Origin of the sequence: Sphingobium xanthum, assembly GCF_019737615.1 — a bacterium.
Taxonomy (GTDB): Bacteria; Pseudomonadota; Alphaproteobacteria; order Sphingomonadales; family Sphingomonadaceae; genus Sphingobium; species Sphingobium xanthum.
On record NZ_JAHKKS010000002.1, the window covers coordinates 515,627 to 527,910 of the forward strand.

At 65.3% G+C, this 12,284-nt stretch carries 10 protein-coding genes; 7 read left to right on the forward strand and 3 right to left on the reverse strand.

Annotation, left to right across the window (positions count from 1 at the left end; all coding sequences use genetic code 11):
* The first annotated feature begins 121 nt into the window (after positions 1-121).
* The 7 genes from KM135_RS05595 (at position 122) to KM135_RS05625 (ending at position 9,040) form a co-directional block, all read left to right on the forward strand.
* Positions 122-1,090 carry a ribokinase gene (locus KM135_RS05595; protein WP_221712971.1) on the forward strand — a complete coding sequence of 323 codons (969 nt, stop codon included), beginning with the start codon at positions 122-124 and terminating at the stop codon, positions 1,088-1,090.
* 30 nt (positions 1,091-1,120) lie between these two features.
* Positions 1,121-2,251: an LLM class flavin-dependent oxidoreductase gene (locus tag KM135_RS05600; RefSeq protein WP_221712972.1), complete on the forward strand. Its 1,131-nt coding sequence runs from the start codon at positions 1,121-1,123 to the stop codon at positions 2,249-2,251.
* On the forward strand, positions 2,244-2,897 hold the full coding sequence (locus tag KM135_RS05605; RefSeq protein ID WP_221712973.1) for a cysteine hydrolase family protein: 654 nt from the start codon (positions 2,244-2,246) through the stop codon (positions 2,895-2,897). Before KM135_RS05600 ends, KM135_RS05605 begins: the two co-directional genes overlap by 8 nt.
* A 31-nt stretch (positions 2,898-2,928) precedes the next feature.
* The gene (locus tag KM135_RS05610; protein ID WP_221712974.1) at positions 2,929-3,906 is read left to right on the forward strand and encodes an isopenicillin N synthase family dioxygenase; all 978 of its coding nucleotides are present in this window, start codon (positions 2,929-2,931) and stop codon (positions 3,904-3,906) included.
* A gap of 13 nt (positions 3,907-3,919) precedes the next feature.
* The gene (locus KM135_RS05615; protein WP_221712975.1) at positions 3,920-5,176 is read left to right on the forward strand and encodes an MFS transporter; all 1,257 of its coding nucleotides are present in this window, start codon (positions 3,920-3,922) and stop codon (positions 5,174-5,176) included.
* A 30-nt stretch (positions 5,177-5,206) separates the two neighbouring features.
* Positions 5,207-6,610: a zinc-binding metallopeptidase family protein gene (locus tag KM135_RS05620; protein ID WP_246605758.1), complete on the forward strand. Its 1,404-nt coding sequence runs from the start codon at positions 5,207-5,209 to the stop codon at positions 6,608-6,610.
* 108 nt (positions 6,611-6,718) lie between these two features.
* Positions 6,719-9,040, forward strand: a complete 2,322-nt coding sequence (locus KM135_RS05625; protein WP_221712976.1) for an acetamidase/formamidase family protein — start codon at positions 6,719-6,721, stop codon at positions 9,038-9,040.
* On the opposite strand, the gene KM135_RS05630 is transcribed toward KM135_RS05625, so the two are convergent.
* The 3 genes from KM135_RS05630 to KM135_RS05640 all read right to left on the reverse strand — a co-directional run bounded on the left by KM135_RS05630 (position 9,030) and on the right by KM135_RS05640 (position 12,262).
* A complete protein-coding gene (locus KM135_RS05630) occupies positions 9,030-10,247 on the reverse strand; it encodes a serine hydrolase domain-containing protein (protein ID WP_221712977.1) in 1,218 nt (405 codons plus the stop codon). The two genes, KM135_RS05625 and KM135_RS05630, sit on opposite strands and share 11 nt — an antisense overlap.
* A gap of 35 nt (positions 10,248-10,282) precedes the next feature.
* Positions 10,283-11,095, reverse strand: a complete 813-nt coding sequence (locus tag KM135_RS05635; RefSeq protein ID WP_221712978.1) for a TauD/TfdA dioxygenase family protein — start codon at positions 11,093-11,095, stop codon at positions 10,283-10,285.
* A gap of 69 nt (positions 11,096-11,164) precedes the next feature.
* Complete coding sequence (locus tag KM135_RS05640) at positions 11,165-12,262, reverse strand: acetamidase/formamidase family protein (protein WP_221712979.1); 1,098 nt, start codon at positions 12,260-12,262, stop codon at positions 11,165-11,167.
* Between the last annotated feature and the right edge of the window lie 22 nt (positions 12,263-12,284).

A 12,284-nucleotide genomic window follows, 5' to 3' on the forward strand; every position in this document is an offset into this window, starting at 1 on the left:
CGCTTCCTGTTCGTAAGGGCAGAATAGAGAGCGCGGCGCCGGACAGGCTTTGCAAGCCGCCACTCAAAACTTGCCGCGCGGCGCATGGCGGTGCTCAGCCCCTTGCCGTGGCGGAGACGGCATGGTCGGCTGCGCATCGGAGGCAAAGATGCGCGTCACGGTGCTGGGTTCGATCAATGTGGACACGATATTCTCGGTCTCCGCCCTCCCGCGCCCCGGCGAAACGGTGATGGCGAGCGGCAGCGTGCGGGCGCCGGGCGGCAAGGGGTCCAATCAGGCCGTCGCGGCCGCGCGCATGGGCACATCGACGAGAATGATCGGCGCGGTGGGCGACGATGCGGACGGCGTCTGGATGCGGGGACTTCTCCAGGAAGATGGTGTTGCGGTGGATATGGTGCTGACGCTGTCCGGGATCGCGACCGGGGCGGCGGTCATCGCGGTCGATGCGCGGGCCGAAAACCTGATCGTCGTTGCGCCCGGCGCCAATGCTTCGCTCACTTCGGCCGCGCTTCCGCCAGGGATCGACGATGTGCTTCTGGCACAGTTCGAAATCCCTCTCGAAACGATCGCCGCCGCCTTTGCGGCAGCACACGGGCCACGCATACTGAACGCCGCCCCGGCGCTCGTCGATGGCGCCTTCCTCTTCGCGGAGAGCGACATCGTCATCGTAAACGAGCATGAGCTTGCGCTGTATGCCGGCCGTGCTTCCGTCGAGACGCATGGGGACGCCGAAACAGCGGCACGATCGCTGATCTCCCATAGCGGTCAGGCGGTGGTCGTCACACTTGGAGCCGACGGCGCGCTGGCGGTCTGGCAGGATCGGGCGCTGCATGTGCCGGGCTTGCCCGTCAGCCCGGTCGATACTGTTGGCGCGGGGGATTGTTTCTGCGGCGCGCTGGCAGCCCTGATCGCGGAGGGTCTCACGCTCGAAGCGGCGCTGCCCATCGCCAATGCCGCGGCCGCGCTTTGCACGCAGGCGCGGGGCGCCGCGCCGGCGATGCCCCGCCGCGCAGCCGTCGAGGCCTTCTGCGACCTGCCAAAAGATCGTGCGTCGCCAGTCAAGAACCTGCCCGGGGTCCAGATAGATTAGTCTGCGACAAGCTTTGAAAGAAATGACAGCATGACCGATCTGCCCATGCCCGCACCGTTCGGCCTGCCGTCCGACACGGGCGGCAAGGACATGGGCGTTTTCATGCCGATGGCCAATGGCGGCTGGATTCTGTCAAAAAACGCGCCCCGGCTCGACGGGTCCTACGATTACAACCGCAAGGTCGCGATCGCCGCGGAAGCCGCCGGCCTCGACTTCATCATGGCGATGGCCAAGTTCAAGGGCTACGGCGGCGAGATACGCCAGTGGGAGTCCTCGCTAGACTCGGTGCTGATGATGGCCGCACTGGCCGAGGCGACGAACCGGGTGAAGGTGTGGGCGACCATCCACACGATCCTCCAGAATCCCGGCGTCGCCGCGAAGATGATCGCGACGCTCGACCAGATCAGCCACGGCCGCGCCGGGCTCAATCTCGTCACGGGATCCTATAAAGGCGAGTTCGCGCAATTCGGCGCCTGGCCCGAAGGTGTCGATCACGACGGCCGCTATGACCTCGCCTATGAATGGATTCGCGCCATTAAAAGGCTGTGGAGCGAGGACAGCGTCACGTCTCACGGCACATATTTCACGCTCGAGGATGCGACCTCTTGGCCCAAACCGTCGCGCCAGCCCTTCACCGTCTGCGCGGGCACCTCCGGCAAGGGCATGCAGTTCACCGCGGACGAGATGCACGCGATCTTCCTCTCCGGCGGCGATCCGGTCCAGCTGGGCGAAGCCAGCCGCGTCGCCAAGGAAACCGCCGCGAAACAGGGGCGCTACATGCGCACTTACTCGATGATGACGATCGTCTTCGGCGAGACGGACGCGCAGGCGCAGGCGACCGCCGACCATTTCCGCGCGGGCCTCGACGAGGGCGCCCTGAACGGCATGCTGCGCGCCTACGGCTTTTTCGATCGCGAACAGGGCGGCAAGGAGAATGCCTTTGTCGAAAAGGCGCGATCCACCTTCATGGCGCCTTATGTGCTCGGCACGCCGGAAACCGTCGTCGATCGGCTGAGCGAGCTGTTCGAAGTGTCGGGCACGGATGGGCTCATGCTGATCTTCCCTGACTATCTGACCGGCATGCCCTTGTTCGGCGAGGAAGTGCTGCCGAAGCTGCGCGCGCGATTCCCGGGTCGAATACCCGAGGCAGCGCATGGCTGATGCCGCGACGCTGCCGCATGTCGGCGCGAACGACCTGAAAGACATGCTGACGCCAGCCACGACCGCTCTGGTCGTGGTGGACGTGCAGACTGATTTCGCCTCGCCGGAAGGACTGCTCGGCCGCGTCGGCACAGATCTCTCCTCGGTGCCGCCAGCGCTCGCGAACATCATTGCGCTGATCGCCACCGCCCGAAAGGCCGGCGCCACCCTCGCCTTCATGCGCGTGGTGACCAGCCCGAAAACGGATTCCAACGCCCTCAAGACCCTGATGGCGCGCAAAGGCATGCCTGGCGGCGAGGCGATCTGCCGCAGCGACGATGGCGGTGCGGACTATCATGTCGTGACCGCCGAACCGGGCGATATCCAGATCGACAAGCTGCTCTACGACAGCTTCCACGGCACCGATCTCGATGCGCAGCTGCGCGCACGGGGCATCGAGACGCTCCTGATCACCGGATTCAGCACCGACTGCTGCGTCGATCAGACGGCGCGCGCCGCCTTCCACCGCGATTATCACGCTTTCATCGTCTCGGATGCCTGCGCCGCCTATGATGACGACCTCCATGTAAGCGCGCTCAACATCCTCCAGAAGAATTGCGCGCTGCTTGTCGCCAGCGAAGCCGTGCTGTCCGCATGGGCCCGATGATCGCCCCCGCGATGCGCCGGGCGCCGCGGGCATGATCCCCTATCAGCCGCCCTCCGCGACCGCGCAGATCCCGGTCGTCGATCTCTCCGGCAGCTTCGCCGATCCGAAGCATCGACAGATGGCCGCCGATGCGATCCATCGTGCCTGCCGCGAGATCGGATTTTTCTACGTGTCCGGCCATGGCATCGATGCGGAGCTGATCTCGGGGCAGCTCGAGGCGGCACGACACTTCTTTGCCCAAGAGGAGCTGGCCAAGCGTGCCGTCGCGCGCATGAATTCGCCCTGCTGGCGCGGCTATGAGGGGCCGGGCGCGCAGACCCTCGACCCCGGATCGGCACCCGATCACAAGGAAAGCTATTCGATCGCCGTCGATCTGCCAGAGGACCATCCCTGGGTGATCGCGGGACTGCCCGGCCAGGGCGCCAATCAATGGCCCGAGGCGATTCCCGGCTTCGTCGAGCAGATGCTGGCCTATCAGGCAGCGATGATCCGGCTGGGCCGGCATCTCATGGGCTTGCTCGCCATGTCGGTAGACCTGCCCTACGGCTATTTTCGCTCGGGACTCGGCCAGCCGCAATGCGGTATCCGCCTGCTGCGCTACCCCTCCCAGCCGGCCGATGCACCGGACAATCTGCTCGGCGCGGGCGCGCATACCGACTGGGGATCGATCACCATCCTGCTGCAGGGCGCGATCGCCGGACTGGAAGTACGCAACGCCGATGGCGCCTGGATTGGCGCGACGCCGATCCCCGGCACCTTCGTCATCAATATCGGCCAGATGATGGAGCGGTTCACCGCCGGCATCTACCGCGCGACCATGCACCGCGTCTGCAACAACGCAGCGGACACCGCGCGCTATTCCGTTGCCTCCTTCTTCGAGCTGGAGCCGCTTTACCGCATGGGTCGGGCACCCACCTGCCCTGCCGATCCCGCCTATCCCGACACCGCCGAGTTCACCATCGGCGATCACATCGAACAGATGGCGCGCGCCTCCTATGCGCCGGTATGAAGGGTTTGCAGGCATGAGCAGCGCGCGGCAGCAGAAGCTGGGGGTTCTCGCCGCCTGCACGATCGGCAACATCGTGAGCAAGACCCCGGCGGTGCAGGCCGTGTTCGGCACCTTCCTGGTACCCCTGTCCGAGGCTTTCGGCTGGCCCCGCGCCGCGATTTCCGTCGTGCTGACGATCATGGCGCTGACAGCGGCTGTCATCTACCCGCTGGCGGGTCGAGTGGCGGATACGCGCGGGGCGCGGTCGATTCTCATCCCGAGCCTGTTCGTCTATGCTGTCGCCGTTGCCTCGCTCGCCCTGATGGATGGCACGCTGTGGCAATTCTACGCGGTCTTCTTCGTCATCGGGAGCTTCGGGTCGATAGCCTCCACGCCGATCTATTCGAAGGTGGTCGCCGAGTGGTTCGATCGGGGACGCGGCACGGCGCTCGGGATCAGCGCGGGCCTCGGCAACGGCCTTGGCGCCGTATTTTTCCCTGTGATCGCGGCGATCGTCGTCAGCCAATATGGCTGGCGGACGGGCTATGCCGTCATCGGCACGCTGGTGCTGCTGATCGGCCTGCCGACCATGCTGGCGCTCCTGCGCGACGCACCCCGATCCGCTCCCGCCGCGACAGGCGAAGCGACGGCCTCCGTGAGTGGCATGGGATTGCGTGAAGCTCTGGGGCGGCCACATTTCTGGCTCATCATCGTTGCGGTCGCCTCGGGCGGCGGCGCCACGACCGCGATCTTCAGCCATGTCGTCCCGATCCTCACCGATCGCGGCTATGGCATCGATGTCGCGACGACCGTGCTGAGCATCTTCGCGCTCACCACCTCCGCCGCACAGATCCTGTGCGGTCGGCTCATGGATCGGTTCCAGACGCCGCGCATCGTAATCCCGACCGTCGCCATGGCGATCGTCGGCCTGATTCTGCTCGAATTCGGCACGGGCCTGGCGACGCTGGCGCTGGCCGGCCTGCTGCTGGGCATCGGGATGGGATCGCAATATGGCGCCCTGCCCTATTTCATCTCCCGCTATTTTGGGATGCGCGCTTTCGGCGCGATCATCGGCACCATGTATTCCGCGGTGATCGCGATGCAAGGCATCACGCCGGTCCTGCTCGATCACGCCTATGACGTGCAGGGCACATATCGCTTCGCCGTCCTTGCTGCCTGCACCGCGCTCGCGGGCGCGACGGCCCTGCTGCTCCTGCTCCCGGGCTATCCGGACCGCGCAGAGGCCGCACCCGTCATGCCAGACGCCGACCCCGCCGTGGCGACGGCATGACACGATCAATGAACCAGGCAGACCGACATCATGGCTGAGCGCCCCGATCCCATCATCCCCACCTTCGCCGACCCCGAGCGCGCACCCTATCAGGTGAGCGACGCGGAGCGCGACGCCGTCGCCGCGCAGATCGATATCGACGAGCTCGTCGAACTGGCGCTCACGCTCGGCAACATCCTCGCACCCTCCCGCTCCGAGGCCGCGGCGGCCGCCTTCGTCCACGACTGGATGGCGAACGAGGGCTTCTCGCCGCGCAAGGTCGGCGCGACGCCCGAGCGGCCGAATGTGATCGGCGAATATGGCGGCCATGGCATCGGCGCCAATCTGCTCTTCACCGCGCATCTCGATACCGAAAGCCCCAGCGGCATCGCGCATCAGGACCGGTTCCGCTATCGCCCCACCACGCTGGCGGATCCGGAATGGACGCAATGCTGGATCGAGGACGGGCGGCTGCGCGGCTATCCGATCTCCAACGATCGCGGGCCGATGTCCTGCTTCCTCATCGCGGCCAAGGCGCTGCGCAAGGCAGAGATCACGCTGGCCGGCAAGACCTGGATCACGGCCTGCCCCGGCGAGATCGGTCCGGAGCCGATCGAGGAATATGAGGGCATCCAATATTGCGGAAAGGATATCGGCGCCCATTATCTCTTCCATCATGGCGGGGTCGCGCCGGACTACGCCATCGCTGCGGAGGGCACCGATTTCGGATTGACCTGGAACGGCTGCGGCTATGCGCTGTTCCGCATCCGCCTTTATGGCCAGGGCGTCTTCACGCCGATCCTCGATGCGCCGGCCGATCCCGCCGCGCATCCCAATCCGATCTATCGCCTTGGCCCCGCGATCGATGCCATTCACCGCTGGAGCCGGGAATGGGAAGCCGCGTCGATCCTCGATCTGCCGGGCGGGCATGTCATCCCGAAGGTACAGCTCGCGTCCGTTCGCGGTGGTGCGCCGTTCGATTTCGGCGCGGGGACGGAAGTCTGCGCGCTCTATCTCGATGTGATCCTGAATCCGCGCCAGAAGGCGGCAGACGCGATGCACGGCATCATGGCGGCGATGCGCACGGTCGACCTTGCCGGCTTCGATGTCGAACCGGTGGTCGTGCGCCATGGCTTCGAAGCGCGTGACGACGAGGTCGCGCCGCTGGCCGGCGCGCTCGATGCCGCGACCCGGCTGGCGCGCGGCACGCCCGTCGAGCGCGCGCACCCCGTCTATTCCAGCATGTGGCGGGACCACAATGTGTTCAACATGCACCGCGTGCCGGCCATCACGACCGGCATGCCGCGCTGGCGCCCGACACCGCAGGACATGGCATCGAGCACGCTTGTCTATGCGCTCACCATGCTCGCCGTCTGCGGCCGCGGACCGGATGGCGTCGGCCAGGTAACGGCAACGTCGGTGTACGGAGACGATACAGCGCCGTTCGACGCCTGACCAAAGGATGGATTGACGAGGGCGGCCAACCCCACCTAGCTTCGGCGCAGCCGGCGGCAGACCGGCATGGGTGGGAGAGGCAGCCGCTAACATGGATGCCGTTGCCACTTGCGCTTCACCACGAACACCTATCCGAAAGAACAGCGTCGTGATGCCTGGCGGTTCGCGCTCCAGCGCCTGTCGCTCTCGCTCAACGAGGCGCAGGAGGAGCTTTACGGCGAGCTGATCCACTTCCGCAGCGGACAGGGCATCGAATTCACCCGGCTGACCGGCACGCCGCAATGCTGGACGATCGACTTCAGCGAGAAGCCGGGCGCCTTCTGGATCGCGCTGCTGCTCGACGGCGCCGCAACGGTCACGACGTCGCAGGAGACGCTGTCGGTGGTCGATGGCGATCTGATCGCCGGGCGCAGCGAAGCGGCGGTGGGCCTGCGTTTTGCCGGCGACCATCGCGCGCTGATCGTGCGGTTGCCGCAACAACTGCTGACCTCCCGCCTGAAGGCACCGCTGCCCGTCCATCCGCGCACGATCGGAACGGAAAGCGGCAGCGCGCGCGTCTTTGCCGGCATGTTGCGCTCCCTTGCGGACACGATCACCGACATCACGCCGGAGCAAGCCGCGCCCGCCGAGCTGGCCTTGCCCGAGTTCCTGCTGACCAGCTTGCTGGACAAGGCGCCGCCCAAAGCGCTCGGCGGCGCGGCGGGCATGCGTGCCGCGCTGCTGGAGCGCATTTTCCAGACGATCGAGATGCGCCTCGCCGACCCCAATCTCAATTATCGTCAGGTCGCGGCGGAGCACGGAGTCTCGCCGCGCTACCTGCAGAAACTGTTCGAATCGATCGACGACAGCTTCGGCCATTATGTGAAGATGCGCCGACTGGAGCGTTGCCGGCTCGACCTGCGCAGCCCGCTGCACGTCCAGAAATCGATTTCGGACATTCTTTTCCAGTGGGGCTTCAACGACTCCGCATCGTTCAGCCGTGCGTTCCGCGAGCAGTTCGACATGTCGCCGCGCGAATATCGCAAGGCGTCGGACGATGCGCCATCCGCTGGGACGTTGCGGCGCGGTCGCCCTGCCCGCAGCGACCTGTCACCCCCTGATCCCGACCCGTCGGTCGAGCGAGAGGATGAGGAAATCGAGGCCGCCGCGATCAACGCGGTGGCCGCGCCCCCGGTCACCGAGCCGGTGCGCCACCATTTTCTGCCGGTGAACCCCAAGACCGTTCACTGGGGCTATTTCAGCCGTGCGCTGAAGCCGGTGCTCGAAATCCGCTCCGGCGATTTCGTGACGGTCGAGACCCTGACCCATCACGCCAATGACGATCCCGAGCGCATGGTGCAGGGCGATCCCGGTGCCGAGAGCGTCTATCATTGGGATGCCGGCCATATGGCGGTCGAGCGCAGGGGCGCAGGCCCGATGGATGCCAGCGCGCTCGGTCGCGGCCCCGGCGAGGGGTTCGGCGTGCATATCTGCACGGGGCCGATCGCCGTCCAGGGCGCGCTGCCGGGCGATGTGATCGAAGTGCGTATCCTCGATCTCAAGCCTCGCCCCTCCGGCAATGCGCGGTTCGCCGGCAAGGCGTTCGGCAGCAATGCCGCGACCTACTGGGGCTTCCAGTATGAGGATCTGCTGACCGAACCCAAGCCGCGCGAGGTCGTCACCATCTACGAGGTGGAGGCTGGTGGCGGGCGCCCGCCCTCCGCGCATGCCGTCTATTCCTTTCGCTGGACGCCGCAGACCGATCCGTCGGGCCGCGTGCATCAGCGCTACGATTATCCCGGTGTGCCGGTCGATCCGGCGACGATCGAGCGGAACTACGACGTTCTGCGCAATATCGAGATACCGGTTCGCCCGCATTTCGGCGTGATCGCGGTCGCGCCGGCGCATGGGCGGCTGGTCGATTCGGTGCCGCCCAATGCGTTTGGCGGCAATCTCGACAATTGGCGCTCCGGCCCGGGGGCCAGCGTGTACCTGCCGGTGCAGGTTCCGGGCGCGCTGCTGTCGCTGGGCGACCCGCATGCCTCGCAGGGCGATTCCGAATTGTGCGGCACCGCGATCGAATGCTCGATGACCGCGCTCATCCAGGTAATCCATCATCCGGCGAAGGATCTGCGCGATCACCTGCGCGATCTCGATTATCCGATGATCGAGACGGCGACCGAGTGGGTCATCATGGGCTTCAGTCACCCGGATTATCTGAAGGAACTCGGCGAGGACGCGCAGAGCGCAGTCTATAAGACGAGCTCGATCGACGCGGCGATGCGCGATGCCTTCCGCAAGGCCCGCCGGTTCCTCATGACGACCAAGGAACTGAGCGAGGACGAGGCGATTTCGCTGCTCTCGGTCGGCGTCGATTTTGGCATTTCGCAGGTCGTGAACGGCAATTGGGGGGTCCACGCGATCATCCGCAAGGCGCTGTTCAATCTCTGAGGCGAAGGACCGCCGCATTCAGCGCCTTGCGCAGCGCGTCGGTGCGCTCGCCCGACATCAGGATGTTTGTCATCACCAGCGCGGCGACGCCGCTCTTCGGATCGACGACGAAATAGGTATTGCCCGATCCCGCCCAGCTCACCGCGCCAACGGGAAGCCCACCCATCGCCTCGCTTCGGGCGTCGCCGATCGCGAAGCCGAGGCCGAATTGCGTCTCTTCCAGACCCGTGCCCCCCGTCGGCAGGAGCGGCCGCACCATCGCTGCGAGGGTCTCGCGCGACAGCAACCGGCGGCCCTTCCAGTTGCCGCCGTTCGCGATCATCTCCGCAAAGTGGAGATAGTCCTGCGCCGTGCCCGCCAGCGCACCGCCGCCATCGCGCAGCCGGACGGGATCGCGATATTCGGACGCCGCCGCACGCTCGACCGGCGCCATACCCGTTTCCGTCGCGCGATAGAGGGTCACGAACCGGGGCAATTGCGCATCCGGCACGACGAAACCGGTGTCGCGCATCTCGAGCGGGTCGAGAATGCGAACCTTGAGGAAAGCGTCAAGACTCATGCCCGACACGCGCGCCACGAGCGCACCGAGCACGGTCGTCGAATAGCCATAGGAGAAGCGCGCGCCCGGCTGATGCAGCAGAGGCGCCTTGCCGAGCCGCGCCACGAGCTCATCGAGATCGGCCGCAGGCGCCGCATCGCCTGGCTGTCGCCCGACGGCGGTGTCGCGCATCGCCCCGTACCGCCGATAATATTGCGGGACCGGTCCGTTGCCCATGAACTGATAGGTCAGTCCGCTGCTATGCGTAAGCAGGTCGCGGACCGTCACCGGCCGCGCGACGGGCACGGTCTGCATGTCGTCAAGGCCGCCGCTTGCGTAGACGCGCATATCGGCGAACTCGGGAAGGAAGCGGCTGACAGGATCCTCCAGCGATAGCCGCTTTTCCTCGACCAGCATCATCGCCGCCACGCTCGTGATCGGCTTGGTCATCGAATAGAGGCGGAACACCGCTTCCGTTGGCAGTGCCGCACGATCCTCGACATCGAGATGGCCGAGACGGAAATCGATGAGCAGCTTGCCGCGACGGGAGATCATCACCTGCGCATTCGGCGACTGGCCCGCATCGACCATCTTTGCGAGCGAGGCCCGAAGATTGGCCTCGGCCGGTTGCATGACGGGCGAAGCGACCGCCGGAACGCCGGTCACCATCAGAGCAGGCGTGAGAAGAAGCGCCAGCGCAAGCTTCAATATGGCTTGTCTCCGGCGATCGTCACCCGATAGCCCGAGCGCGTCTCGGGGAAATAATCCCAGGTCGCAAAATGCTGCGTGCAGCGATTGTCCCAGAAGGCGACCGAATGCGGCTGCCAGCGGAAGCGGACCTGGAAGTTCGCGTCCTTGACATGCTCGAACAGGAATTCGAGCAGCGCCGTGCTCTCCGGCTTGGAGAGTTCGTTGATCCGGATCGTCTTCGACTGGCTGACGAACAGGCATTTGCGCTTGGTCACCGGGTGCGTGCGGATGACCGGATGAACGTTGCGCGGATATTTCTTCTCCACGTCGGGAAACAGCTCTCGATAGATGTGGTTGGAATCGTGGATCGCAGTCAGCGGATCGAGAAATGCCTTCATCGCCGGCGAGAGCGCGTCATAAGCTGCATACATGCTCGACCACAAAGTGTCGCCGCCCGCCGGCGGAACGATGTGCATGTAAAGGATGCTGCCCATCGGCGGCTCGGCATCCTCGCTCAGATCGGAATGCCAGTTCTCGCCCGCCACGAACTTGCTGTCGGCATCGGCATGAATGGCGACGATCTCGGGATGATCCGGCAGGCCGGCCACACCGCTGTGCATGGCGAGATCGCCGAAATAGCGGCCGAGGCGCTTGTGCCCTTCATGCGTCAGCAGCTGATCGCGAAAGAAGATGACCTGATGCGCCATCAGCGCATCATGTACCTCGCTCACCGCCTTGTTGCTCAGCGGCTCGTTCAGATTGACGCCGAAAATCTCGGCCCCTATCCGCTTGGTCATCGGCCGGACGTCAAGCACCTCATAGGTCATTGGACTACTCCCCGGACATAGTGGGACGGGGCGCGGTTGCGCGCGGCATGACCGCCCCTTCTCAAGGTCTCATATTCCGTCGGGATCACGGACCGTCCCCTTGCTCCCGAAGATGCGCCGTTCGATCCGGCAATGGATCCCCTGCGTGCCGTCCACCACCTGGGTGACGCCGAAATCGCTGGCGATGCTCATCAGCGAATAGCCATCGACCGCCGAGAGTCCCTGATGCTCGGTCAGGAGGTGCAGCATGTCCTTGGACGCGCTCTTCATCGCCTCGTCCAGATCGGCGCCGAACCCATGGACGATCCAGCACTCCGGCGTCTCCAGCAGCGGCGACGGGAAGCTGAAATCCTTGCGCAGCACGATCTGGAACAGCACGTCGAGCGAGGCCTCGATCGCGGTGCCGCTGATCTCACCGTCGCCCTGGCTCACATGCGGGTCGCCGATCGAGAACAGAGCCCCCTTCACCTGCACCGGATAATACATCTTGGCGCCCGCGCCGATCCGCCAATTGTCGATATTGCCACCGTGCAGCCCCGGCGGGATCGTGCTGACATGTTCGTCGACCGCCGGCGCGACACCGGCCGTCCCGAGATGCGGCCGCGCCGGAATGGTGATGCCCGGCAGCGCCGGTTGCCGGTCGCAGACCGGACAATTGGTGATCCGCCCCGGCACGAGATATTTATCCGGAATATCATAGGCATAGACCGCACTTGCCGTATAGGCATTGGGATCGATCCGATAAATGGTGACGCGCTCGGTCTCGCCGAATTCCTGATAGAGATGGCCCCAGTTCGCCTGCAGGTTCGACCCATAGTTGAAGCGCGGCGTCATCTGCAGATAGCGCACTTCGAGCATGTCGCCGGGCTCAGCGCCCTCGACATAGATCGGCCCGGTCATGATATGGCAGCCGGGTGCGCGCGCGGCGGGATCGATCTCGGTGAAGATGCGGCGGATCTCCTCGTCGAACATCAGTTCGGGATCGTCGCCGGCATGATGAGTCACCGCCTGCGCCTGGATAAGATCGCCGCTCTTTACGGTCAGCGCCGGTTTGATCTCCGGCGAGAAATAGCCCCAATGCACAGTCTCCGGCGTCGCGCGGAGGTGATGCAGGGCGGTCGGCTGCACATCGTCTCGCACCATGCCCTTATGAAGGATCAAACCCATTGATAACCCCTGTTTTGCCAAC

Excerpts from the sequence above, each read along its gene's own strand:
- KM135_RS05595 (WP_221712971.1), top strand. The coding sequence starts at position 122 with ATGGTCGGCTGCGCATCGGAGGCAAAGATGCGCGTCACGGTGCTGGGT.
- KM135_RS05600 (WP_221712972.1), top strand. The coding sequence starts at position 1,121 with ATGACCGATCTGCCCATGCCCGCACCGTTCGGCCTGCCGTCCGACACG.
- KM135_RS05605 (WP_221712973.1), top strand. The coding sequence starts at position 2,244 with ATGGCTGATGCCGCGACGCTGCCGCATGTCGGCGCGAACGACCTGAAA.
- KM135_RS05610 (WP_221712974.1), top strand. The coding sequence starts at position 2,929 with ATGATCCCCTATCAGCCGCCCTCCGCGACCGCGCAGATCCCGGTCGTC.
- KM135_RS05615 (WP_221712975.1), top strand. The coding sequence starts at position 3,920 with ATGAGCAGCGCGCGGCAGCAGAAGCTGGGGGTTCTCGCCGCCTGCACG.
- KM135_RS05620 (WP_246605758.1), top strand. The coding sequence starts at position 5,207 with ATGGCTGAGCGCCCCGATCCCATCATCCCCACCTTCGCCGACCCCGAG.
- KM135_RS05630 (WP_221712977.1), bottom strand. The coding sequence starts at position 10,247 with ATGGTGACCGGCGTTCCGGCGGTCGCTTCGCCCGTCATGCAACCGGCC.
- KM135_RS05635 (WP_221712978.1), bottom strand. The coding sequence starts at position 11,095 with ATGACCTATGAGGTGCTTGACGTCCGGCCGATGACCAAGCGGATAGGG.
- KM135_RS05640 (WP_221712979.1), bottom strand. The coding sequence starts at position 12,262 with ATGGGTTTGATCCTTCATAAGGGCATGGTGCGAGACGATGTGCAGCCG.